Origin of the sequence: Bradyrhizobium sp. SZCCHNR1015 (genome assembly GCF_032489875.1) — a bacterium.
Taxonomy (GTDB): Bacteria; Pseudomonadota; Alphaproteobacteria; order Rhizobiales; family Xanthobacteraceae; genus Bradyrhizobium.
This window is the reverse complement of sequence record NZ_JAUEYW010000003.1, coordinates 238,003-260,329: the sequence shown is the minus strand read 5'-3', so window position 1 is coordinate 260,329 and position 22,327 is coordinate 238,003. Positions and strand designations below refer to the sequence as shown.

The window sequence follows — 22,327 nt, the reverse complement described above, 5'->3', positions numbered from 1 at the left end:
GAATTCGCCTGATCTGAGCTGCCGCAAGGCTACACGCGACCGGCACCCGGCGGAAAGCGCCTCATGCCGTCATTGTCAGCATGTGCCCCTGATCCGGCGGAATGCGTCCTTGCAGCGTGTCGAGATAGACGCGCTGCACCGCGTCGGGACCGCGTCCATCCACGATCGTCAGCCAGCCGCCGAGCCGCGGGGAAAAGTCCTGCCACGCCGCGCCGAGCCGCTTTTCGATGCCGCCGGGTCCCCATTCCCTGGCGCGCTTCCTGATCTGGTCGGGCGCGAAGAACCAGGTGGGCCGGGCACCGGGAAGCGCGTCTGCGTCGTCGATGACGTCCTGATGCGTCAGGCCGATGCGGCCGGAATAGACCAGGTTGTCGCCGTAGCGTCGATGCAGCGCGGCGCGCAGACTGGCATTGCCGGCCATGTCGACGAAGGCCGCGCTCGTCCCCGCGTCGAGCCTGTCGATCGCATCGTAGGTCACCACCTCGTCATAGCAGCCGAGCGAGCGGACGAAGGTTGCATTCGATGGCGAGGTCAGCCCGATCACGCGGATGCCCTTGCGCTGCGTATGCAGGAGATGGGCGAGTCCGAACGCGGTCTTGCTCGAGGCCGAGGACAGGATCACGGTGGTGGCGCCGAAATGGGCATGTTCGGCGAGGAAGTCGTCGACCAGGAACGACAGCATGAACAGCGGGCGCAACAGCGCCTGGTAGTCGCCGTGCCGTCCGGCAAAGGCGGGATCGTCGCCCACCCGTGCATAGGCGTTGTAGACCGGCGCGACGCCCTGGCGGTGTGCGGCCGCGTCGCGCAGGCCGCGCTTGCCGACGTCGGCGGCCTCGATGACGAGATGCGTCGCCATCGGGAAGTAGCCGAACAGGCGCTCGCCTTCCGCCACGACAGGATGGCGAGAGGCGATCACGTCGCCGAAGCCCCACACGGGGATGATGCCGAAGCCGCCGGGCGCAGGAAACAGTTGCCAATATTTCAACTGCTCGCCGAGCAGGGCATAGGTGATGTTGTTGGCGGTGAAGGCGAAGCGGTCGACCTTGACCAGCAGCGCCTCGGCCGGAAGCGCGTCGCTGCCGGGAAGCTCGGTGACGATCGTCTGGCACTGCTGCAGATCGCTGCGTGCGACGATGAAATCGGACGATTGCATGATGAAGACCCCGGCCATGCGATGATGTGCGTCGTGGTGCGATCCTGGCCGACATCGATGACCGTTTTGCAACCCCAACTTTGTTTGAAACGGCGTTCGCCGAAGTTGTTAGTTCGCCGGCGTGATGACGCCCTCGCGTTTCTTGAGCACGCGGTAATAGCTCCACCACAGATGCGCGGCCGCGCCGCGCAGCGGCCGCCAGCCTTCTGCAAGCGGCATCATCTGCTTCGCTGTCGGCCGCGCCGCAAGGCCGAGCCCGACCTTGACGGCCTCCTGCACGGCGAGGTCGCCGGCCGGCCAGGCGTCGCCGTGACCCAGACAGAACAGCAGATAGACGTCCGCGGTCCACGGTCCGATGCCGGGCAGGGCCGTCAGCGTCGCGTGCGCGGCATCGGCATCCTCATTGGCCAGCACATCGAGGTTGAGCCGTTCCGCGGCAAGCTCGCGCGCGATGTGCTTCAGCGTCTTGATCTTGGCCGCTGAGAGCCCGAGCCGGCCCAGCCGGTCGGTACGGGCGCGGCGGATCGCGTCGGCATCGAACGGATCGAACGCCGCCTGCAGCCGGCCCCAGATCGCCGCCGCGCTCGCGGTCGACAATTGCTGGCCGCAGACGATGTGCGCGATCCCGGCAAAGCCCGGCTCCCGCCGCCGCAACGCCGGCATGCCGGTGGCGGCGAGGATCGGAGCGAGGCGGTTGTCCTGCTTCACCAGCTCGCGGACCGCGTCCTCGAGAATGTCCTGGCTGTCGAGATGGAGGGTCATGTGTCTAAAGCTTTCTGCGTCGTCATGCGCGGGCTTGACCCGCGCATCCATCTCGGATCGAACGTAATTGAAGGATGATTGTCGGATCGCGCCAGCTCAAGTCCGGCAATGACAAGATGTCATGCCACCCGTTTTCCGATTTGCCCCCAGTCCGAATGGCTATCTGCATCTCGGCCACGCTTATTCGGCGCTGTTGAACGTCCGATGCGCGCAGCAGAGCGGCGGCCGCTTGCTGCTGCGCATCGAGGACATTGACCCCACCCGGTGCCGGCCGGAGTTCGAGCAGGCGATCTATGAAGACCTCGCCTGGCTCGGCATCACCTGGGAGCAGCCGGTGCGGCGGCAATCGGAGCACCTTGCCGAGTACCGCGCTGCGCTGGAGCGGCTGCAGGGTATGGGGCTGGTCTATCCGAGCTTCGAGAGCCGGGCCGAGATCGCGCGGCTGGTCGCACAGCGGGATGCGGACGGAGCCTGGCCGCGCGACCCCGACGGGGCGCCGCTCTATCCGGGGACGGCGACCTCGCTTTCCGAAGCGCGACGTGCGGGGCTGATGGCCGGTGGCGTGCCCTATGCCTTGCGGCTGGACATGGCCGCGGCGATCGCGCGCGTGGGCCGGCTGGCCTGGGACGAGCACGGCGCCGGGCCTTCGGGCGAGAGCGGCAGGGTCGAAGCAAGGCCGGAGGCGTGGGGGGATGTGGTTCTGGCGCGCAAGGAGACGCCGACCAGCTATCACCTGTCCGTCGTGCTCGACGACGTCCTGCAGGGGGTGACCGAGGTGGTGCGCGGCCAGGACCTGTTTCATGCCACCAGCGTCCACCGGCTGCTGCAGGTCCTGCTCGGCCTGCCGGCGCCGGCCTATCGGCATCACCAACTGATTCGCGACGCACAGGGCCACAAGCTGTCCAAGTCCACCCAGGCGACGGGATTGCGCGCCTTGCGCGCGGAAGGCGTCTCGCCGGCGGAAATCCGACACAGGATCGGCATGGTCTAGCCGCGTCCTGCCGCAAGCCCGATGTCTTCCCACGTTTCCGGCGGGGACAACCTCCGGGGCATCGTGACACCCGGAAACGACCGTGCCATGCTGCTCGATGGCGCGGGTAATCGGGAGCTTCAATCGAAAGCGGCACGACGAGACATGACAGTAGAAGTGCCCCTTCGTTTTTCGGAGTTCATGTCACAGGGGCCATGATGAAGCGCGTTCGGAACATGAGTACGGGGCGCCGGGCCCGACCGGCCGAGCCGGCTGCGCCCAGGCCCGCCGCGGCGTCGAGGCCGGCCGGTGGAAAGACGCCCTCTGGAATGGCGCCGTCGAAGGTCTCGTCCAAAGCAGGGAAGCCGAAGACGCCCGCCGCGAAGGCGCCGCCGGTCAAGGAGCGCGCCAAGGCGCGACCGCTCAAGAAGCACGTTCCTCAGGTCACGGCGATGGCGGGGAGCCGGCGCAGCGCGGCCAAGGCCGGATCAGCAAAACCTGGATCAGCCAAGCCTGGATCAGCCAAGCCCGTCTCGGCGAAAGGGGCGGCGTTCGCGCCCGGCGGACCAGGTGCGGGAGTCGTCGAAGCCGCCTTGGCGGTGTTCGCCCACGAGGTCCGCACGCCGCTGACAGGCATTCTCGCCATCAGCGACCTGCTCGCCACATCCGAACTCGGCGAGCGCGAGCGGCGCTGGGTCGACACCATCAAGGCCGGCGCGGAGCATCTGTCGAGCCTGGCGACCCTGTTCGTCGATGCCGCCAAGCAGGAGACCGCGGGGACGCTGCTGCGCGAGGATCTGTTCGACCTGCGCGTGCTGGCGCGCGCCGCCGGGGACTCGCTGTCCGGCCGCGCCGCCGCCAAGGGGCTGGAGGCCAAGGTCCGTGTCTCCGACGATTTGCCGGGGCTCGTCGTCGGTGACCCCGTGCGGCTACGCGCCGCACTCGAAAATCTGATCGATAATGCGGTGAAGTTCACCGAGCAGGGGGGCGTGGCGCTGGACATCGCGCTGGCCGGCAAGGCCGGGCGCGGCAGGCCGATCAGGCGCGCCGCCAAGGGCAAGGTCGCGGTCGCCTTCCGTGTTTCCGATTCCGGCATCGGCCTGACCCTGCAGGAGATCAAGCGGCTGTTCCGCCCGTTCAGCCAGGCCAATGTCTCGATCGCCTCGCGCTTCGGGGGCGCCGGCCTCGGCCTGTCCTCGGTTCGGCAAATCGCGCGCGCCATGGGCGGCGACGTCGCGGTGGCGCCGCATGAAGGCGGCGGCACGACCTTCACGCTGACCGTGGCGCTGACCGTGGCGGCCGCGCCGCACACCACGGCGGGCGGCTCGGAAGATGGCGTCACCCTGGGGCCGACGCGGCCCTTGCGCATCCTCGGCGTCGAGGACAATCCGTTCGGCCGCGTGGTGCTCAACACGATCCTCAACGAGCTCGGCCACCAGGCGGAGTTCATCGGCCGCGGCGAGGCCGCACCGGAGCGGATCATGGCCGGCAGCTACGATGCGGTGCTGATGGACATGGTGCTGCCCGGCATCAATGGTGTCGAGGCGATTGCCCGTATCCGCAAGCTGGATGCGCCCCACGGCACGATCCCGATCATCGGCGTCTCCGGACGCGGCGAGGACGAGGCGGCCTCGCGCGCCGCCGGCGCCGACGCGTTCCTGCTCAAGCCCGTTTCGCCGCGGGCACTAGCGACTGCGCTTCTTGGAGCGACACGCCGCGCGGCAGCCGCGACTTGATGATCGAGGCGTTCAACTCGCCGCCATACACGAAGATCGCGGCGATGAAATACAGGAACACCAGCGCGATGATCACCGATGCGAGCCCCGCATACATCGTGACGTAGTTGTTGGCGAACCGCGCCAGATACTGGCCGAACACGATGCCCGACACCAGCGAGGCGACGAAGGTGAAGACGATGCCGGGCATGATCTGCATGAAGCTGCGCCGGCCCGCCGGCAGCCAGGCATGCAGGATGAACAGCGCCACGATCAGCGCGCTGATGGTGATGCCGTAGCGCGACAGGTTGACGAAGCGCTCGTTGGCTTCGACCGCAAGCGGCAGGTAGCGCCGGGCGGTGGCCAGCATCAGCGGCCCGAGCACGATCAGGAACGACATCGCCAGCGCCGTGATCGCGGCGACCAGGGTGTAGCCGATCGACTCCAGCCGCAGCCAGTACCAGCGGCGCTGCTCGATCACGCCATAGGCGCGGTTGAGCGCGACCCGCAGCGCCTCGACGCCGTTCGAGGCGAAATAGACCGCGAGCACGGCGCCGATGGTCAGCGCGTCGGTCCGGGTCGTGGTCAGCACGTCGTGGATCTCGCCGGTCAGCGCATCCGCGACCTGGGCCGGCCAGGTCTGCAGCATCAGGGTGGCAGCCTGGTCGGCCAGATCCTTGGAGCCGAGAAAGCCGGCGAGCGAGGTCAGGACGATCAGAAACGGAAACAGCGCCATCAGGGTTGACAGCGCGATATGGCTGGCGATCGCCCAGCCGTCGTCGGCGAGGAAGGTGTAGAACGCGTCCATGACGACGTGGAAGATGTAGCGAAGCGCCTTCACCTGTTCCTGCACTCCGCGAAACGATGTGATTTGTACAATCCGATATTACGGGCCCAAAAGCCAGAAGTTGCAGCCCCTGGCGGTCCGATCCGGCATGGCGCTCCTGCGTCTGCGGTGTTATCTAGCCCGAATGGCTTCACTTCTCGGTAAATTCATCCTTCCCATCGCCGTCGGCGCGGTCGCGCTGGTGCTGTTTCTCGGCCTCGTCAACATGACGCGGGGCGGCTCGCCCAACCTGTCGCAGAAGCTGATGCGCTGGCGGGTGATCCTGCAGTTCGTCGCGGTCGTCATTGCCATGGCGGCGATCTGGGCGATGGGGCGCTGAGACCGAGACGCCGAGGCGTCGAGAAACGGACGTTGAGAACGCAGCATGGTGGTCCTGAATCGCATCTACACGCGGACCGGTGACGACGGCACGACCGCGCTCGGCAATGGCGAGCGGCGTCCCAAATACGATCTGCGCGTCTCCGCCTATGGAACCGTGGACGAGACCAACGCCGCGATCGGCGTGGTCCGGCTGCATCTGGCTGATGCGCCCGAAATCGATGCGATGCTCGGCCTGATCCAGAACGATCTGTTCGACCTCGGCGCCGATCTCGCGGTGCCGCAGCGCGAGGGCAAGGCGGAGCGGCTGCGCGTGGTCGCGAGCCAGGTCGACCGTCTGGAGCGCGACATCGACACACTGAACGAGCGGCTCGCGCCATTGACCTCGTTCGTGCTGCCCGGAGGGACCGCGGCGGCGGCGCATCTGCATGTGGCGCGTACCATTTGCCGCAGGGCGGAACGGATCATGACGGAACTCGCCGGCAAGCCGGACGAGCCGGTCAGCGAGGCCGCCATTCGTTATATGAACCGGCTGTCGGATTTCCTGTTCGTCGCCAGCAGGGCGGCGAACCGGAACGGCGCCGGCGACGTGTTGTGGGTGCCGGGGCAAAACCGTTAACCCGGGGGCGTGCGGGCCTGCTTTTTTCGCCCGTCGCGCGTTGACCGGGGGGGATGGGCGCTTTAGGTTCCGCGCCCGAAAGGTCAACCCCGGACAATTTAGAGCGAAAGAGGATCGATGAAGGTTCTGGTGCCGGTCAAGCGGGTGGTCGATTACAACGTCAAGGTCCGCGTCAAGAGCGATGGATCGGGCGTTGAACTCGCCAACGTCAAGATGTCGATGAATCCGTTCGACGAGATCGCCGTCGAGGAAGCGCTGCGGCTGAAGGAAGCCGGCAAGGCGACCGAGGTGGTGGTGGTCTCGATCGGGCCCGCGCAGGCCTCGGAGACGATCCGCACCGCGCTCGCGATGGGCGCCGACCGCGGCATCCTGGTCAAGGCCGAAGGCAATGTCGAGCCGCTCGCAGTCGCCAAGATCCTCAAGGCCGTGGCGCAGGAAGAGCAGCCTGGCCTGATCATCCTCGGCAAGCAGGCGATCGACGACGATAGCAACCAGACTGGCCAGATGCTGGCGGCGCTGCTCGGCTGGGCGCAGGCGACCTTCGCCTCCAAGCTCGAGGTCGAAGGGTCCGACTTCAAGGTTACCCGCGAGGTCGATGGCGGCCTGCAGACCGTGAAGCTGAAGGGACCGGCGATCGTCACCACCGATCTCCGCCTCAACGAGCCGCGCTACGCGTCGCTGCCGAACATCATGAAGGCGAAGAAGAAGCCGATCGCCGAGAAGACCGCCGCCGACACCGGCGTCGATCTCACGCCGCGGCTCGAGGTGATCAAGACCGCTGAGCCCGCGGGCCGCAAGGCCGGCGTCAAGGTCAAGGACGTCGCCGAGCTCGTCAACAAACTCAAGACCGAGGCGGGGGTGCTCTGATGGCCACGCTGCTGATTGCCGAACACGACAATGCGTCCGTCAAGGACGCGACCAACAAGGCGCTGACGGCGGCTGCAGCCCTCGGCGCCGATGTCGACGTGCTGGTCGCGGGTCAGGGCGCCAAGGGCGCGGCCGACGCCGCCGCCAAGCTCGCCGGCGTCAAGAAGGTGCTGCTCGCCGACGATGCTGCCTATGCGCATGATCTCGCCGAGCCGCTCGCGGATCTCGTGGTCAAGCTCGCCGCGAACTACGACGCGATCGTCGCGCCGGCGACCTCGCGCTTCAAGAACGTGATGCCGCGCATCGCCGCTTTGCTCGACGTGATGCAGGTGTCGGAGATCATCAAGGTCGTGGCGCCCGACACGTTCGAGCGGCCGATCTATGCCGGCAACGCGATCCAGACCGTGAAGTCGAAGGACGCCAAGAAGGTCATCACCGTGCGCACCTCCACGTTCGCAGCCGCGGGCGAAGGTGGCAGCGCGTCGGTGGAGAGCGTGGCGGCCGCCGGTGATCCGGCGCTGTCGAGCTTCGTCGGCGAGGAGGTCGCCAAGAGCGACCGTCCCGAGCTGACCTCGGCCAAGATCATCGTCTCCGGCGGACGCGCGATGCAGAGCCGCGAGAACTTCGCCAAGTACATCGAGCCGCTCGCCGACAAGCTCGGCGCCGGTGTCGGCGCCTCGCGCGCCGCGGTCGATGCCGGCTATGCGCCGAACGACTGGCAGGTCGGCCAGACCGGCAAGGTCGTCGCGCCGGAACTGTATGTGGCGGTCGGCATTTCAGGCGCCATTCAGCATCTGGCCGGCATGAAGGACTCCAAGGTGATCGTCGCGATCAACAAGGACGAGGACGCGCCGATCTTCCAGGTGGCCGATTACGGCCTGGTGGCGGATCTCTACCAGGCGGTTCCCGAGCTGACCGACGCGCTCGCCAAGCTCGGCAAGTAACGCTCAAGACACCGGCCGCATGGGACCGCGGCGGCCGGTGTTCTCACTTCCAAGGGCATGGACGGGCGCAGCAGGCGTGCCGTTCGGGTGGATGACAACATGGCTCAGATCAACAAGCTCGGAGTGATCGGCGCAGGACAGATGGGCAACGGCATTGCGCACGTTGCCGCGCTGGCCGGGCTCGACGTGGTGCTCAACGACGTCACCGCCGATCGGTTGAAATCGGGCATGGCGACCATCAACGGCAATCTGACCCGCCAGGTCGCGAAGAAGGTGATCTCCGAGGACGCCCGCAACCAGGCGCTCGGCCATATCTCGATCAGCGAAACCCTCGATGGCCTCGCCGATTGCGATCTCGTCATCGAGACCGCGATCGAGAAGGAGGACGTCAAGCGCAAGATCTTCCACGATCTCTGCGCGGTGCTGAAGCCGGAGGCGATCATCGCCTCCAACACCTCGTCGATCTCCATCACCCGGCTCGCCGCCTGCACCGACCGGCCCGAGCGCTTCATCGGCATTCATTTCATGAATCCGGTGCCGCTGATGGAGCTGGTCGAGCTGATCCGCGGCATCGCCACCGACGACGCCACCTTCGAGGCGGCCAAGGAGTTCGTCGGCCGGCTCGGCAAGCAGGTCGCCGTCTCCGAGGATTTCCCGGCCTTCATCGTCAACCGCGTGCTGCTGCCGATGATCAACGAGGCGATCTACACGCTGTATGAGGGCGTGGGGAATGTCGAGGCGATCGACGCGGCGATGAAGCTCGGCGCGCACCACCCGATGGGCCCGCTGGAGCTGGCCGACTTCATCGGCCTCGATACCTGTCTGTCCATCATGCAGGTGCTGCACGAGGGGCTGGCGGATTCCAAATACCGGCCGTGCCCGCTGTTGGTGAAATATGTCGAGGCCGGCTGGCTCGGCCGCAAGACGCAGCGCGGCTTCTACGACTATCGCGGCCCCAAGCCGGTGCCGACCCGCTGATTTTACCGCCGCTGGGCGCCATCGATACGCTTCGTTAAGGGACACGGCTTAACCTCGCCGTAACGAGAGGTTGTACGCGTATGGACATGAGCTTGGTGGCTGCGGTCATGGCGCAGCAGGCGGGTGCGACACAGCAGCAGGTCGCCACGTCGGTGCTGAAGCAGAACCTGAATGCCCAGAAGGACGCGGTGCTGACGCTGCTCGGCGGCGCCCAGCAGACGCTGTCGCTCGCCAATGCCGGCCCCGGCGTCGGCGGCAATCTGAACATCGCCGCCTGAGCGGGACGGGCCGTCGGTCTGGTCCCCACCGGCCGGAAATGAAGGGCCCGCCTCCCGCCAATCGATCACTCGTCATGCCCGGGCTTGTCCCAGGCATCCACGCGGTTCTGCGCATGCCGGCCGACGTGGATGGCCGGGACAAGCCCGGCCATGACGGCCTGGAAATAGCCTCCTGCAAAACGCTGAGTGTCAGAGCCCCGCCGCTGTCTTCGTCGTCGCCGCCTGGATCAGCTTGACCGCGTCGGCGCTGTCCCACTCGGCAGGTCCCGCGATGGTCGCGATCTCGCAGCCCTGGGCATCGACCAGCACCGAGGTCGGCATGCCGAGCGCGCGGCCGACCGCCTTCAGATCCTGGAACACCTTGGCCTTCGGGTCGCTGAAATAGGCGAGCCGGGTCAGCTTGGCGTCGCTCAGGAACACCTTGGGCTTCTCCGGATCGCGGGTGTCGATGTTGACCGCGACCACCTGGAAGGCGTCGCTGCCGAGCTTGGCCTGCAGCCCGTCCAGCGCCGGCATCTCCTTGCGGCAGGGCACGCACCAGGTCGCCCACAGGTTCAATAGCACCGTCTTGCCGCGGAAATCCGACAGCTTCCTCGCTGCCCCCGTGCCGTCCTCGAAGGCGAGGTCCGGCAGTCGCAGCGGCACGGTGGCCGCCGTCAGCGCCGCCACCTCGCCCTTGATCAGCGGCGAGATCCGCTTGGCGGTGGCGACCGCCGCCTGACAGGCCTGGTCGCCCGCCGGCCGTCCCCTGAGCAATCCGCCAAAGGTCGCCGCGGCGATGCCGGCCACGGCGACCACCGCCACGGCACCGGCCGCGAGCAGCGTTCGCCGCGAGGAAGCGGGGCGGGCAGGGGACGTATCCGGCTTATCGTTTGTCATCTCGGGTCGGTTGCGGCTATCAGAGGCGCGAATGTCGGGAGTCCGGACGGTGTGTCCCATCCCGTGGCGATCAGCAAGGTCTTGGAAGCGGTTCAGGCATGAGCAACACGATGTGGGGCGGACGGTTCTCGGAGCGTCCCGACGAGATCATGGAGGACATCAACGTCTCGATCGACGTCGATCGCCACCTTTACGCGCAGGATATCGCCGCTTCCAAGGCGCACGCCGCCATGCTCGCCGCCCAGGGCATCATCACCGGGACTGATGCAAAAAACATCGGCAAGGGTCTAGACACGATTTTGTCAGAGATCACCGAGGGTTCGTTCGAGTTCAAGCGGGCGCTGGAAGACATTCACATGAATGTCGAGAGCCGGCTGTCCGAGCTGATCGGCCCCGCCGCCGGCCGGCTGCACACCGCGCGCTCGCGCAACGACCAGGTCGCGACCGACTTCCGCCTGTTCGTCCGCGACACGATCGACGACATCGACGCGGCGCTCGCCGCCTACCAGCACGCGCTCGCCTCCCGCGCGCTCGACCATGCCGGCACGGTGATGCCCGGCTTCACCCATCTGCAGACCGCCCAGCCGGTGACCTTCGGCCACCATCTGCTCGCCTATGTCGAGATGGCCGGGCGCGACCGCGGCCGCTTCCTCGACGCCCGCAAGCGCCTCAACGAATCCCCGCTGGGCGCTGCCGCGCTCGCCGGCACCTCGTTTCCGATCGACCGCCACGCCACGGCGGAAGCGCTCGGCTTCGAGCGCCCGATGGCCAATTCGCTCGACGCCGTCTCCGACCGCGACTTCGTGCTGGAGACCTTGTCGGCCGCCTCGATCTGCGCCGTGCACCTGTCGCGCTTCGCCGAGGAGATCGTGATCTGGACCTCGCCGCTGGTCGGCCTGATCAAGCTGTCGGACAAGTTCACCACCGGCTCCTCGATCATGCCGCAGAAGCGCAATCCGGACGCCGCCGAGCTCGTCCGCGCCAAGACCGGCCGCGTCATCGGCGCGCTGAACGCGCTCCTGATCGTCATGAAGGGCCTGCCGCTCGCCTATCAGAAGGACATGCAGGAGGATAAGCAGGGCGCGATGGAGGCGTTCGCCGCGCTGTCGCTCGCGATCCGCGCCATGACCGGCATGGCGCTCGACCTGGTGCCGGACGAGGCCCGCATGAAGGCCGCCGCCGGCGAGGGCTATGCGACGGCGACCGACCTCGCCGACTGGCTGGTGCGCACCCTGAAGATGCCGTTCCGCGAGGCCCATCACGTCACGGGGCGCATCGTCGCGCTCGCCGCCAGGCAGGGCGTGGCCCTGCACGAGCTGCCGCTGACGGCGATGCAGGAGGTCGAGCCCAAGATCACGGCCGACGTGCTCGGCGTGCTCTCGGTCGAGTCCTCGGTGAAGAGCCGCACCAGCTTCGGCGGCACCGCCCCGAAGAACGTGGCCTCCCAGGCCAAGGCCTGGCTGAAGCGGCTGGAAAAGCAGCGGAAGTAGGGCTCGGTCCGAAATTTGATCGCCGCAATTTGATCGTCCTGGCGTGGCACTCCCGCACTCGTCAGGCCGGTTCAATCTCTGTATGGTGCCGCCCGCATGGGGATTTCACACGTGAATCGCGCTCGCCGTCCAACCTCCGCCGCCCGGGTCGTCCTCGTCCTGGGCGCCACAGCCCTTCTGCTGGCCGCCTGCGGCCGCAAGGGCCCGTTGGACCTGCCGGCCAACTCCCCGCCGGCGCCGCAGATGTCCGCCGCGCCCACCGACACCGCGACGGACGCCGCCAACAAGCCCGGCCTGTTCAACTCCGGCTACGGCGCTGATGCCGCCCCCGCCGCCACCCGCGGCCAGAAAAAACCCTTCATTCTCGACCCGCTGCTCGACAGCAAATAGCGGCTGCGGCCTTCCTCAACTGACCAGCTGGGCATCCGAGATCGAGCCCGCCTAATTCCACCGTCATGGCCGGGCTTGACCCGGCCATCCACGTGGTGTGGCATCCTGGGACGGACGTGGATGCCCGGGTCAAGCCCACGGCTGTCCGGTTCAGACAGACTGGACATGGTGCATGGCGTGGATTCTTCTGCGGTCTTGAGCATCGCCAAATGTTCGAGACACACCAGGAAGGTCCCGCCATGCCGCATCAGAATACAGTATTCCGAGACATTCTGAAGTTGGTCCCCTGGCATCGCTTCGAGGCGCTTGTGGACGAGCATGGCACGGACGCGCGGATTCGACGGCTTTCCACCAAAGACCAATTTGTGGCGCTGCTGTACGGTCAGCTTTCGGGGGCTTCCAGTCTGCGTGAGATTGTCACCGGGCTGTCGAGCCACACCGCGCGGCTTTATCACCTGGGTGGGGGCCCTGTCCGCCGCTCGACTTTCGCGGACGCCAATATGAATCGGCCTGCGGAGATGTTTGCCGCCCTGTTGGCCATCATGATGAAGCAGGCCCATCGCCGGTTACGCCGCAAGCTTGCCGAGACGACGTATTTGATTGATTCGACCAGCGTACGGCTGACAGAAGCCAGCGCTGGCTGGGCACGGTTCTCTACCGGTGTCTGCGGTGCCAAGGTGCATGTGATCTATGATGCCGACGCCGACCGGCCGATTTATGCGGCAATCAGCGGAGCCAACGTCAACGACAATACTGCAGCGCATCAGATGCCCATCGAGCCGGGAGCAACCTACGTCTTCGATCTCGGCTATTATGAATATGCTTGGTGGGCTCAACTGGACGCCGCCGGTTGTCGAATCGTGACCCGGTTCAAATCCAATACGCCGCTGCGGGTCGTGGAGGAGTTGCCTGTCATCGCGGATGGCAACATCCTCTCCGACCGCATCGGCTTCCTTCCACAACGCCAAGCCTACAGCCGCCGCAATCCAATGCAGACTGCGGTGCGCGAAGTGCGCGTCACCTTGGAAACGGGAAAGATCCTGCGCATCCTGTCGAACGACCTCGATGCCAGCGCTCAAGAGATCGCCGACCTCTATCGTCGCCGCTGGGCCATCGAGTTGTTCTTTCGTTGGGTCAAGCAGACCCTCAAGATCACCAGGTTCCTCGGGACTTCTGAGAACGCCGTTCGTATCCAGATCGCCGTTGCCCTGATCGCCTTCCTCTTGCTTCGCCTCGCGCAAGACCTTCAGAAGGCAATCCAAAGCCCCTTGGTCTTTGCCAGATTGGTCCGCACCAACCTCATGCATCGCCGCCCCATCGATCAATTGCTCACGGGGCCACCCCAACTTGCCAAAAACCCACAACAGTTGAGCCTCGCAATATGCGGAAGCTGAACCGGACAGCCGTGGGTCAAGCCCGGGCATGACGCCGGAGAGATAGCCGGCCACAAGCGAACTCCGCGGGCGATCGCCCCTCCCCCTCCTCGAGGGGAGGGTGGCACCTCAATTGACAATCCCACCCATTTCCCGGCAATTCCCCGCCACAATCACCCCATCTCGCAGCCCCGCGCGCGGACCCGACCCATGAACCATTTCGACTACCGCGACGGCGTGCTGCACGCCGAGGACGTCAATCTCTCTGACCTCGCCGACCGCGTCGGCACGCCGTTCTACTGCTACTCCACCGCCACCCTGGAGCGGCACTACCGCGTGTTCGCCGACGCCTTTGCCGGCCAGGACGTGCTGATCTGCTACGCGATGAAGGCCAATTCCAACCAGTCGGTGCTGCGCACCCTCGCAAAGCTCGGCGCCGGCGCCGACGTCGTCTCCGGCGGCGAGCTGAAGCGCGCGCTTTCGGCCGGCATTCCCTCGCGCAAGATCGTGTTCTCCGGCGTCGGCAAGACCGAGGCCGAGCTGCGCGCCGCGCTCGCGGCCGACATCCACTGCCTCAACATCGAGTCCGAGCCCGAGCTCGACCTGCTGGCGCGTCTCGCCGTGGAGACCGGCCACACCGCCCGCATCTCCATCCGCGTCAACCCGGACGTCGATGCCGGCACGCATGCCAAGATCTCGACCGGCAAGTCGGAGAACAAGTTCGGCATTCCCTTGGACCACGCCCGCCGCGTCTACGCCCGCGCGGCCAAGATGCCGGGCATCAAGGTCACCGGCGTCGACGTCCATATCGGCAGCCAGATCACCGATCTCGGCCCGATGGAAACGGCGTTCCGCATCCTCACCGAGTTCGTGCAGACCCTGCGCGCCGACGGCCACGACATCTCCCATGTCGATTTCGGCGGCGGCCTCGGCATCCCCTATCACATGGACCGCGCCGTGCCGCCGGAGCCGGCCGCCTACGCCGCGATGGTCAAGCGCGTCAGCCACAATCTCGGCTGCACCCTGATGTTCGAGCCCGGCCGCATGATCGTCGGCAATGCCGGCATCCTCGTCGCCAAGGTAATCTACGTGAAGCACGGCGAGGCCAAGAACTTCGTCATCATCGACGCCGCGATGAACGATTTGATCCGCCCGACGCTCTACGAGGCGCATCACGACATCCTCCCGGTGCTTGAGCCCGCACCGAACGCGCCCGCCTTCGTGGCCGACGTCGTCGGCCCGGTCTGCGAAAGCGGCGACTACCTCGCGCTCGACCGCACGTTGCCCGAGCCCAAGCCGGGCGACCTCCTCGCCATCATGACCGCAGGCGCCTACGGCGCCGTGCAGGCCTGCACCTACAACACCCGCGCTTTGGTCCCCGAGGTGCTGGTCAGGGGCGACCAGTCCGCCGTGATCCGCCCGCGCATCGAGGTCGAGCAGCTGATCGCGATGGACACGCCGGCGCCGTGGCTGTGAGGGGGGGCCTGACGCGCACGCAGCTCGCGCGTCCACGCTCATCCGTCTCCACATCGTCATGGCCGGGCCTGTCCCGGCCATCCACGTCGTCCGGCATCCTGGGAACGACGTGGATGCCCGGGCCTTCGCCGCGCCGAAGCGGCTACGGCCGCGCAGGCGGGACAAGCCCGGGCATGACGGAGTAACTGATGAGCATATCGCTCGGCGGATCAGCCTGGATCGTCGCGACTGCCACGACTCGCCCGCTGAGCCATCACGACTCACGACGGCCTGCGGCCCGCTGCCGCGCCATCGCCAGGATATCGCTCATCGTCGCGTCGCTGATCCTGAGACTATCCGGATGCTCCAGCACCTCGCGATAGCGCGCGATCTGCTGCTCCCGGCTCAAGCGCTGCCATTCGGCGCGTTCGGTCTCGCTCGGGGGCAGGGCTGACGGCAGCAGCCTGGTTTGCTTATTGACCATGGTGATTTTAGTTTAGCCCGGATCAGGCGTTTCCGCGAAACCGTCTGTGCACGACCTATCCCGCAGTTGATTGGTCACACGGCCATTTCCACGGCGCGGCGAATTGGAAAGGCGCAGCCGGGCCTCAGCGAGGAGGGGAGCACGGCGTTCCAATGGAGTCCTTTGCAGCACAATGGCTGACGGCTTTCTTTCTGATCGGGCTCATGTTCGGAGTTCTCTTCTCCCCGGTCAGAGAGTTTTTCCGAAGGTTCGTCTTCAGCGCCGTGCTGTTCTTGATTGTCTACAAGGCGCTCGTCAATGCTTCAGGGCATGCCGGGCTGCAATGGGAGCACCTGCTCGCAATTGCTGGCGTGGTCGGCAGTCTTCTGGGGTGCCTGGTGCGACCGGGGGTCGTTCATATCAATCGTAGATTACGTCGATAAGGTTGTGTGCGACCTGGTCGTAGGGCCAGCCTTGTTCGTCGTGTAGCGAACCAGTATCACGTCTCGAAGTCACTGAACTATCCTCCCCCCACCATCAGGACCCCACCATGAGCATTCGCATCGGCATCGTCGGCATCTCCGGTTTTGGCGGCGGCGAGGCGATGCGCCTGGTCGCCGGGCATCCGGCGTTCGAGCTGGTCTACGCCGCGGGCGACGGCAGCGCCGGCCAGCGGCTGGCGGAGCGCTTCCCCGGCGTGCCGGCCAGGCTCGCCGATCTCGTGATCGAGAAGTGGGACCCCGCGCGCCTGCCGCAGCTCGACGTGCTGTTCGCCTCGCTTCCCACCGGCGCCTCGCGGGAGGCGCTGGCGCGCGTGCCAGGCAGCGTGAAGATCGTCGACATCGGCGGCGACCACCGCTACGCCGACGGCTGGACCTACGGCCTCGCCGACGTCTGGCCGAGCGAGATCGCGGGCAAGACCCGCATCGCCAATCCCGGCTGCTTCCCGGCGGCGGCGCTGACCCCGCTGGCGCCGCTGCTCGCCGCGCAACTGATCTCGCCCGACAACATCGTGATCGACGCCAAGACCGGCATCTCCGGCGCCGGCCGCGGCGGCGACAGCAAGTTCGGCTACGCCGAGAGCAACGAGAACCTGATCCCCTACGGCCTGCTCAGGCACGTCCACATGCCGGAGATCGAAAGCACGATCGCGCGCCTCGGCGGCGGCAGCGCCACCGGCCTCGTGTTCACGCCGCATCTGGTGCCGATGACCCGCGGCATCCTCGCCACCATCTACGCCCGCGGCCGCGCCACGACGGCGCAGTGCTTCGACGCCGCCCGCCGCTTCTACGCCGACAGCGCCTTCGTCCGCGTCACCGACACGCCGCCGCAGACCAAATGGGCCACCGGCTCCAACCTCGCCTTCGTCAGCTACGCCGCCGACCCCGACCGCAATCTGGTGATCGCGCTCGGCGTCGTCGACAATCTCGGCAAGGGCGCCGCCGGGCAGGCGGTGCAGAATGCGAATCTGATGTGCGGGCTGGAGGAGACTGCGGGACTGGAGGGGGCGCCGGTCTGGCCGTGAGGGCTGGCGAGGAAGCCTTCGACGCTGAAATAAGCGAGCCGACTACCCTTTGAGGCGCATTCGACTGAAATTGAGCCGTAGCCATCAACGCTCGGCTTCGTCTTGACGCCGCCCTGGTCTGCGAAAGCTGGCGGCGTAAGTCGAGAGACTTCGCGAGGACGATCGGGTTTCTTGAAGCGCGCTACACTTCCAAATGTAGTCGTTCCACATAGTTATTTGTAAGTATTTCCGTCGGTTTTAGGGACGTCAGGCTACTCAGTGTTGCACACGAAGATGCGTGGTCGTTCTTCGATTGTAATTGATTTCGCGTCCAACCTACTCCTGGCGCGGCCGTCGCCCCTGGGGGAGCAAACAAAAAGCGTGCCTGCCCGCGTAGCATCTTATTGGCAGGGGGAGGATCTCTCCGAAGCCGAAGCCGTTGGTTGTGGTTCTTAGTTGCTCATTAGATGGCAGAACGCCGATCTACTCACCGATCTTTTACATCTTTAGGTTATTCTTTTGCATCTTTTCAATCTTGATGACTTGTGATCTAATCTCGATGAATGATTTAAGGAGTGGAGGTCAGCTTATGCGTGCCATTTCTCTTGTCAGTGCTCTGGTTGTTTTCTTTGCTTCGAGTGAGGCTTTCGCTGAATCCGCATGCTACACTTTTACCAATAATGCTCCGCAAACAGTAAATCTTCGATATGAATATCTGAATGGCTTCGATGGCAGTTTCTCACCAACGGGCCAATACAGAACAGTTGCGATTCGAAGCGGAGAGACGACAAGAGAGAATTGCTTGGGATACAACACCTTTGCTCATTTTCTACTTATCAACGGTGCCTACAACGGTTGGAGCCCCTTTGATATTTTTGGGATCGGGCAGCGCGGCAGTGAGCACTTCACTATTGTTGCTAATCGCGCTTCTGCATTCTTTGAACCGGCGACTCCACCAGCTCTTAACTCTCCAAAGCAGACGAAACTGGCTGAAAGAAAAATGGTGTCGCAAATCGCGATCACGCTGAACGCAGGTTTTATAACGACCGGCGAGACACATCAGATAAGAATGATTGACCAGGTGTGCAATCAGGCATCGACGTTTAGTGTTGTTGGCGGGAATCAGTACGAAAGGTACATATGCGCTAATGAATCTGGATATGGTCACGTTTTGATGACCGATTTGACGACTCATAGCCAGGCCATTGGCTTTGGACAGGTGTACGAAAATGATTCTCTCAATGTTCCTTAGAGGAATTATGGATCCGGCAATCATGATAGTAGGCGGTCAGTCGCGCGAGTTTAAGAGCCTGAGCGAGGCGCGGTCGATATGCTGAACGCGCTTGAAGGTGCCATTGTCGCGCTGGTCGTTGACGGTCAATTCGGAGTCGAGATCGACCGTCCCGTGGGCCCGGAGTTCGAGTTCGCCGAACCATCGTGGCCGACTCCCAGGGTGTTGTGCGGGAGATTGCAGTCCAGCACTGTCACCGTAACTCCGCGGTTTGGCCGTGAGGTCCGGCGCCCGTAGAAGACGGAACGCTGGCAATCGACCGACATTTGCCAATACCGCGAAACGGACTCTGGAACTGCAAGGGCATGCATTCGGCTGCGAGGTGGGTGTCCTATTTGCGCTCGCAAGGCTTCAGCACATTGTCGTTCGAGCAGACCACGAGCCGACGAGAGCCGCGGGTCATTGCGACATATAAGTTTTGGCGATTCAACTCTGCCGCGTTGAGGATAACACAGACGTCTGCCTCAAGCCCTTTAAGCAATAAGGTGCTACCTACTGCCCTGCGAGGAAGTGGGCGGCCGAGGGCGCGCGATTGCTCCCTGACCGTGACTGCTGCTTCCTCAAAGCTCGGGCCGCCCTGAGCCTCTGCCATCTGCAGTGCTCTGATGCAGCCTCTTAGAATTCCTGGGCGGTGGTTTCTGACGCCAGCTTGTTCACCCATTGCACCCAGCAGTTCACGTACGCCCGCATACGTCGGGTTCTCGGAGAAGTGAATTGCGGTGGCTTCGAGCGCGGAAGCAGCCTTCCTATTCTTCTCGGCCTTAATGGTTTCCACTCGCCTGAGTAGCGTGGGTCCGCCCAAGTTGATCATAACATTTTCCGCAAACGAAACCACCCTACCAAGAGCATCCCTGGATTTCAGATCGAAAGTACGCGCGAATGACACAAGGTCTTTTAGGTCGACGCTTTCGACCGTCGTTGCTCCCGGTGTCTGACTTGCGAATTGGCGTTGTGCCTGAGGATTTTTACTATCTCCGATGATAAGAACTGATCCGTCCCTATTGGGAGGCTTAACCCGGCAAGCTTCTAGACGACGTTCATGGTCGTCTTTCCCGCCCGTTTTAATCCAGGATACGCTTGCGTGTGCCGTTTTGAGGTCGATCGTCTTTCCCGCGAGCAATTGCTTTCGAGCGTCAAGGAGCCATTGACCGAACGCTTCCTCATTTACGTTCTTCCAGCGCCATGGAGTCGATAGCTCGCCCGCAATTGGGAAATGCTTGCAAACCACCGAGTCCCAATTAGCCAGAGGCTCTTGGAAGTCGAATATTGCCTGCATGGGATCGCCCAATACGCAAGTAGGAAAAGCGGCGGCCATATAGTATACAATTGCATGTTGTGGAATGTTGCAGTCCTGATACTCATCGACGAGCATTCGACTGTAGGTCGCGGAAATGACGTCGAGGCCGTGACCTGCTCTGAGCATACGGGCAGCAGATTTGCGTATGTTTGGATAGTCTTCCCGAGGATTGTTGAGCTTGAGAATTTTAAGATCGCACTCTGCGCGTTTAGGAAACGTAGCGACAAGCCGCATGGCCCAGCCATCGATAGTCGATAGTCGATAGGCTGTAGCGGGAACTCCAGCCTTCTCTAGTCTGCCGCGTAGAGCAGCTACGCCAGCGTTGGTATGAGTTAGAACAAGGATCGGCTTGCTGGGTCCTGCTTTGGTTATCGCCTCTGCGATCAAGTGCGTTTTGCCGCAGCCCGCCGGAGCCGTCACCGTGCCGCGATTGATGTCGAGGAGGTCAATGCCGTTCATTAGGAGACTTTGATCCATTCAAATATATTGTTCAGGATGTCGAAAAATTCCTGATCTAGCCCCTTGTCCGTGGCGATCACTTCCTCTCCAACCCTCTCCATCCGGCTTACAGTCTTGAACCAGCCATTTTTCTTGTTTCGTGCAGCTCTAGCGAGGATGTCCCGCTTCTCTTTCGTTAAGTTCTTTTTGCAATCTTCTAACTTGAGCGTTCCTGCAGACTCCGAGGCTATGTGATCCCCAATGAGATCTGTGCCATGAATCTCCTCGGCGATGGATAAAAGCTTGCATACCCCTTCCTCTGAGATGCTGTGGAATATCTCATCCTCGAGCGCACGGCCCGCACGCCATTTGAATACATCGTCTATAACCATGAAGTCGTTTTCAGTTGCTTGGTCTGGTTGCTTGTCGTCATCGCGGAAAACGCAAACTCGATATCCAAGCTTCTGAAATGCGTTCGCTCGCTTATAAATGTGGTTACAGCCCCCCGCGTCCACGAGCGCTACGCCGCGCGCTGTCAAGGAGGGCTCCCCATCGGCTACCACGGTGTTATCCAGCCCTCGCAGTAGCCCGACCTCACTGGCTCCCTCGCATACGATGACGGACTTCGCCAGAAAAGCCTCGGGGAATGAGCGAATAGTGCCTTGAATTGCGTCCTCGTTGCCGAGCCCCGTCGCAGTACTCTTAGTGCTGGAAGCACGGACGACAAAAAGCTGCTCCCCGGATAGTTCTCGGACTGCAACGGGGGAATGGGTCGTCAGAAAAGCCTGAAGTGGCGGCGTTGGCTCCTTTGCACCGAGCGATGCTACAAATCGAATAATGCGGTGTGGCTCCAGACCGTGTTCAAGTTCGTCGACAAGGATGATTGTAGCGTCCTTGGCGGCCTTGCGCTGAAGTCCGGCGATCAACAAGCGCGTTGAGCCAAGGCCTAGGCTTCTGAGCGGAATCCCTTCTTCGCTATGTAGCGACACAGTTCCGCCACCGAAGGACACCGAGTGAGCGTCGAGCATCGCCTTTAGTGTATCGCCCACTGGGATGCCAAGTTCCTTAGCTGTCTTGGCAACAATTCCCAGCGTTTCGCCAAGTTGTGCGTCCGCTTGATCCCCAAAAGCTGACCTCGCCGCACGAGCCGCTTTTGCGAGAGCGGCAGATGTGTCGGCTCTTTCTTCTGAAAGACGGTTTAAGATAGAACCACGCCGCCAAGCCAAATTGGAGTCGGAGAGGCTGCCAATGCGAGTAGGGCTGAGGCGAACTCGGTCAGCCCAGTTGAGGTTGCGCGATTGCGCAGAAGCACGATCCGACACAAGCGTCCAAACCGGTTCTAAATCGCCGGCAATGGTCAACCGGACGGTAAGAACTGTTTCGCAGTTCTTCTCCGGCTCATCTTCAATGGTTTGAGTCTCGACGTTGCATCCCCTTAGGTAGTTGCCGTAAGCCTCCATATTCTTTAGTGCGTCGTCCAATTCACCGATCGTAATCGTGATGGTGATCGGTTTATCGACGTCAAGATTGTGAAAGTCGGCATCAGTGAATTGAGCGTTACGCCGAGCGCCGAGGCAAAGGTCGATCGCGTCAAGAATCGAAGACTTGCCGACGTCGCCCGGACCCATCAGGCAGTTGATGCCCGGCGATGGCCACCACGAAAAATCTCGGATGCGGCGGAAATTGCTGATCTCGATGTGACGAATCCGTGCCAATCGCTCCCCCTATTTGCGTAGCGTCCCACAACCGGAGATTTTGCGCTAGAGTTTTTCCCTTGGCGGGGCTGATTCAGACATTTCCTATTGCGCTTTATCCGAAATCATGCTCTACTCCGCGCATCCCGTCCCGCTGAGGGGGCGCTTCGCGGTCGTCACGGACGTCGGGTGCGGGATGCGGTGGGCGCATTGGGTCGCAGCGTGGGCTTGCTCGCGCGGACGAACGATCCCGGTGCGACGATGAAGTCGCGTGGTTCTGGCATCCCGGTGCTGATGCCAAGTGGGCGATGACGTGTCGTCCGCGACGGGGCCAACAAGCCGGTCCCCGGGAAGAGCGCGTATAAATCGTAACACCATCGCGCAGGGAAGGCCGGGTGATCTCGGCTGAGCCTGTGGTTCTGCCGCGTGCTTATTTGTTGCACGCGGACCGCAGGTGCCAGTCGGCACCTGGCCTTCCCTGCGCCCTCTGTTTGGAGAGGGTTGACGAAGTTCTGGATAACTCGGGTGCAAAGGCGCCGCGAGAACGGATTTGCATGAGATGCGTGTGGTCGGCAGCGGGGGCCTCGCCCTTCGAGACGCCC

Annotated in this window: 22 protein-coding genes; 15 read left to right on the top strand and 7 right to left on the bottom strand. The window is 63.7% G+C overall.

All coding sequences use genetic code 11. The annotated features are described in order from the left end of the window. Nucleotides 1-61: 61 nt before the first annotated feature. Nucleotides 62-1,153, bottom strand: a complete 1,092-nt coding sequence (locus tag QX128_RS07705; RefSeq protein ID WP_316237111.1) for a DUF2855 family protein — start codon at nucleotides 1,151-1,153, stop codon at nucleotides 62-64. A gap of 108 nt (nucleotides 1,154-1,261) precedes the next feature. Beyond that, complete coding sequence (locus tag QX128_RS07700) at nucleotides 1,262-1,915, bottom strand: DNA-3-methyladenine glycosylase 2 family protein (protein WP_316237110.1); 654 nt, start codon at nucleotides 1,913-1,915, stop codon at nucleotides 1,262-1,264. A 121-nt stretch (nucleotides 1,916-2,036) separates the two neighbouring features. Here QX128_RS07700 and gluQRS point away from each other — a divergent pair, with 121 nt between their 5' ends. Together gluQRS and QX128_RS07690 are read left to right on the top strand one after the other, a co-directional pair. After that, the gene (gluQRS, locus tag QX128_RS07695; protein ID WP_316237109.1) at nucleotides 2,037-2,906 is read left to right on the top strand and encodes a tRNA glutamyl-Q(34) synthetase GluQRS; all 870 of its coding nucleotides are present in this window, start codon (nucleotides 2,037-2,039) and stop codon (nucleotides 2,904-2,906) included. A gap of 572 nt (nucleotides 2,907-3,478) precedes the next feature. Next, nucleotides 3,479-4,621, top strand: a complete 1,143-nt coding sequence (locus QX128_RS07690) for an ATP-binding protein (protein WP_409998000.1) — start codon at nucleotides 3,479-3,481, stop codon at nucleotides 4,619-4,621. Here the strand turns inward: QX128_RS07690 and QX128_RS07685 are convergent. Beyond that, nucleotides 4,548-5,441: a YihY/virulence factor BrkB family protein gene (locus tag QX128_RS07685; RefSeq protein WP_316217986.1), complete on the bottom strand. Its 894-nt coding sequence runs from the start codon at nucleotides 5,439-5,441 to the stop codon at nucleotides 4,548-4,550. The genes QX128_RS07690 and QX128_RS07685 overlap by 74 nt on opposite strands. 130 nt (nucleotides 5,442-5,571) lie before the next feature. On the opposite strand from QX128_RS07685, the gene QX128_RS07680 reads away from it, so the two are divergent. From QX128_RS07680 to QX128_RS07655, 6 genes are all read left to right on the top strand, one after another. Then, nucleotides 5,572-5,766 (top strand): twin transmembrane helix small protein, encoded by a 195-nt coding sequence (locus tag QX128_RS07680; RefSeq protein WP_015664263.1) that lies wholly within the window; start codon nucleotides 5,572-5,574, stop codon nucleotides 5,764-5,766. Between the two features lie 45 nt (nucleotides 5,767-5,811). Further along, nucleotides 5,812-6,384 carry a cob(I)yrinic acid a,c-diamide adenosyltransferase gene (locus tag QX128_RS07675; protein WP_315805679.1) on the top strand — a complete coding sequence of 191 codons (573 nt, stop codon included), beginning with the start codon at nucleotides 5,812-5,814 and terminating at the stop codon, nucleotides 6,382-6,384. A gap of 117 nt (nucleotides 6,385-6,501) precedes the next feature. After that, nucleotides 6,502-7,251, top strand: coding sequence for an electron transfer flavoprotein subunit beta/FixA family protein (locus QX128_RS07670; protein WP_316237108.1), 750 nt, complete (start codon nucleotides 6,502-6,504; stop codon nucleotides 7,249-7,251). Continuing rightward, nucleotides 7,251-8,195, top strand: coding sequence for an electron transfer flavoprotein subunit alpha/FixB family protein (locus QX128_RS07665; protein ID WP_316237107.1), 945 nt, complete (start codon nucleotides 7,251-7,253; stop codon nucleotides 8,193-8,195). The genes QX128_RS07670 and QX128_RS07665 overlap by 1 nt, the downstream gene beginning before the upstream one ends. Before the next feature lie 99 nt (nucleotides 8,196-8,294). Next, nucleotides 8,295-9,173: a 3-hydroxybutyryl-CoA dehydrogenase gene (locus QX128_RS07660; RefSeq protein WP_315718147.1), complete on the top strand. Its 879-nt coding sequence runs from the start codon at nucleotides 8,295-8,297 to the stop codon at nucleotides 9,171-9,173. Between the two features lie 80 nt (nucleotides 9,174-9,253). Next, entirely contained in the window at nucleotides 9,254-9,451 is a 198-nt protein-coding gene (locus QX128_RS07655) for a putative motility protein (RefSeq protein ID WP_315805682.1), read from the top strand. Between the two features lie 189 nt (nucleotides 9,452-9,640). Here QX128_RS07655 and tlpA read toward each other — a convergent pair whose 3' ends face one another. Beyond that, nucleotides 9,641-10,330: a thiol:disulfide interchange protein TlpA gene (gene tlpA, locus QX128_RS07650; protein ID WP_316237106.1), complete on the bottom strand. Its 690-nt coding sequence runs from the start codon at nucleotides 10,328-10,330 to the stop codon at nucleotides 9,641-9,643. A gap of 98 nt (nucleotides 10,331-10,428) precedes the next feature. Here tlpA and argH point away from each other — a divergent pair, with 98 nt between their 5' ends. The 4 genes from argH to lysA all read left to right on the top strand — a co-directional run bounded on the left by argH (nucleotide 10,429) and on the right by lysA (nucleotide 15,059). Then, on the top strand, nucleotides 10,429-11,820 hold the full coding sequence (argH, locus tag QX128_RS07645; protein WP_316237105.1) for an argininosuccinate lyase: 1,392 nt from the start codon (nucleotides 10,429-10,431) through the stop codon (nucleotides 11,818-11,820). Between the two features lie 96 nt (nucleotides 11,821-11,916). After that, a complete protein-coding gene (lptM, locus tag QX128_RS07640) occupies nucleotides 11,917-12,210 on the top strand; it encodes an LPS translocon maturation chaperone LptM (protein ID WP_316181243.1) in 294 nt (97 codons plus the stop codon). Nucleotides 12,211-12,449: 239 nt separating this feature from the next. Beyond that, on the top strand, nucleotides 12,450-13,604 hold the full coding sequence (locus QX128_RS07635; RefSeq protein WP_315800429.1) for an IS4 family transposase: 1,155 nt from the start codon (nucleotides 12,450-12,452) through the stop codon (nucleotides 13,602-13,604). Between the two features lie 189 nt (nucleotides 13,605-13,793). After that, nucleotides 13,794-15,059: a diaminopimelate decarboxylase gene (gene lysA / locus QX128_RS07630; protein ID WP_316237104.1), complete on the top strand. Its 1,266-nt coding sequence runs from the start codon at nucleotides 13,794-13,796 to the stop codon at nucleotides 15,057-15,059. A 253-nt stretch (nucleotides 15,060-15,312) separates the two neighbouring features. On the opposite strand, the gene QX128_RS07625 is transcribed toward lysA, so the two are convergent. Beyond that, a complete protein-coding gene (locus QX128_RS07625) occupies nucleotides 15,313-15,522 on the bottom strand; it encodes a hypothetical protein (protein ID WP_316237103.1) in 210 nt (69 codons plus the stop codon). A gap of 152 nt (nucleotides 15,523-15,674) precedes the next feature. Between QX128_RS07625 and QX128_RS07620 the strand changes: the two genes are divergently transcribed. From QX128_RS07620 to QX128_RS07610, 3 genes are all read left to right on the top strand, one after another. Then, entirely contained in the window at nucleotides 15,675-15,944 is a 270-nt protein-coding gene (locus tag QX128_RS07620) for a hypothetical protein (protein ID WP_316237102.1), read from the top strand. A 107-nt stretch (nucleotides 15,945-16,051) separates the two neighbouring features. Continuing rightward, nucleotides 16,052-17,026, top strand: a complete 975-nt coding sequence (argC, locus tag QX128_RS07615; protein WP_316237101.1) for an N-acetyl-gamma-glutamyl-phosphate reductase — start codon at nucleotides 16,052-16,054, stop codon at nucleotides 17,024-17,026. Between the two features lie 568 nt (nucleotides 17,027-17,594). Then, entirely contained in the window at nucleotides 17,595-18,257 is a 663-nt protein-coding gene (locus tag QX128_RS07610; protein WP_316237100.1) for a hypothetical protein, read from the top strand. Nucleotides 18,258-18,627: 370 nt separating this feature from the next. Here the strand turns inward: QX128_RS07610 and QX128_RS07605 are convergent, their stop codons facing one another. Further along, nucleotides 18,628-20,052, bottom strand: coding sequence for a UvrD-helicase domain-containing protein (locus tag QX128_RS07605; protein ID WP_316237099.1), 1,425 nt, complete (start codon nucleotides 20,050-20,052; stop codon nucleotides 18,628-18,630). Continuing rightward, a complete protein-coding gene (locus QX128_RS07600) occupies nucleotides 20,052-21,746 on the bottom strand; it encodes an ATP-dependent nuclease (protein ID WP_316237098.1) in 1,695 nt (564 codons plus the stop codon). The genes QX128_RS07605 and QX128_RS07600 overlap by 1 nt, the downstream gene beginning before the upstream one ends. Nucleotides 21,747-22,327: the final 581 nt, after the last annotated feature.

Bases quoted from the DNA above. Each gene is read 5' to 3' on its own strand.
- lptM (WP_316181243.1), top strand. From the start codon at position 11,917: ATGGGGATTTCACACGTGAATCGCGCTCGCCGTCCAACCTCCGCCGCC.
- QX128_RS07625 (WP_316237103.1), bottom strand. From the start codon at position 15,522: ATGGTCAATAAGCAAACCAGGCTGCTGCCGTCAGCCCTGCCCCCGAGC.
- QX128_RS07605 (WP_316237099.1), bottom strand. From the start codon at position 20,052: ATGAACGGCATTGACCTCCTCGACATCAATCGCGGCACGGTGACGGCT.
- QX128_RS07670 (WP_316237108.1), top strand. From the start codon at position 6,502: ATGAAGGTTCTGGTGCCGGTCAAGCGGGTGGTCGATTACAACGTCAAG.
- QX128_RS07635 (WP_315800429.1), top strand. From the start codon at position 12,450: ATGCCGCATCAGAATACAGTATTCCGAGACATTCTGAAGTTGGTCCCC.
- QX128_RS07680 (WP_015664263.1), top strand. From the start codon at position 5,572: ATGGCTTCACTTCTCGGTAAATTCATCCTTCCCATCGCCGTCGGCGCG.
- tlpA (WP_316237106.1), bottom strand. From the start codon at position 10,330: ATGACAAACGATAAGCCGGATACGTCCCCTGCCCGCCCCGCTTCCTCG.
- QX128_RS07665 (WP_316237107.1), top strand. From the start codon at position 7,251: ATGGCCACGCTGCTGATTGCCGAACACGACAATGCGTCCGTCAAGGAC.
- QX128_RS07705 (WP_316237111.1), bottom strand. From the start codon at position 1,153: ATGCAATCGTCCGATTTCATCGTCGCACGCAGCGATCTGCAGCAGTGC.
- lysA (WP_316237104.1), top strand. From the start codon at position 13,794: ATGAACCATTTCGACTACCGCGACGGCGTGCTGCACGCCGAGGACGTC.
- QX128_RS07655 (WP_315805682.1), top strand. From the start codon at position 9,254: ATGGACATGAGCTTGGTGGCTGCGGTCATGGCGCAGCAGGCGGGTGCG.
- QX128_RS07610 (WP_316237100.1), top strand. From the start codon at position 17,595: ATGCGTGCCATTTCTCTTGTCAGTGCTCTGGTTGTTTTCTTTGCTTCG.
- QX128_RS07660 (WP_315718147.1), top strand. From the start codon at position 8,295: ATGGCTCAGATCAACAAGCTCGGAGTGATCGGCGCAGGACAGATGGGC.
- QX128_RS07675 (WP_315805679.1), top strand. From the start codon at position 5,812: ATGGTGGTCCTGAATCGCATCTACACGCGGACCGGTGACGACGGCACG.
- gluQRS (WP_316237109.1), top strand. From the start codon at position 2,037: ATGCCACCCGTTTTCCGATTTGCCCCCAGTCCGAATGGCTATCTGCAT.
- argH (WP_316237105.1), top strand. From the start codon at position 10,429: ATGAGCAACACGATGTGGGGCGGACGGTTCTCGGAGCGTCCCGACGAG.
- QX128_RS07620 (WP_316237102.1), top strand. From the start codon at position 15,675: ATGGAGTCCTTTGCAGCACAATGGCTGACGGCTTTCTTTCTGATCGGG.
- QX128_RS07700 (WP_316237110.1), bottom strand. From the start codon at position 1,915: ATGACCCTCCATCTCGACAGCCAGGACATTCTCGAGGACGCGGTCCGC.
- argC (WP_316237101.1), top strand. From the start codon at position 16,052: ATGAGCATTCGCATCGGCATCGTCGGCATCTCCGGTTTTGGCGGCGGC.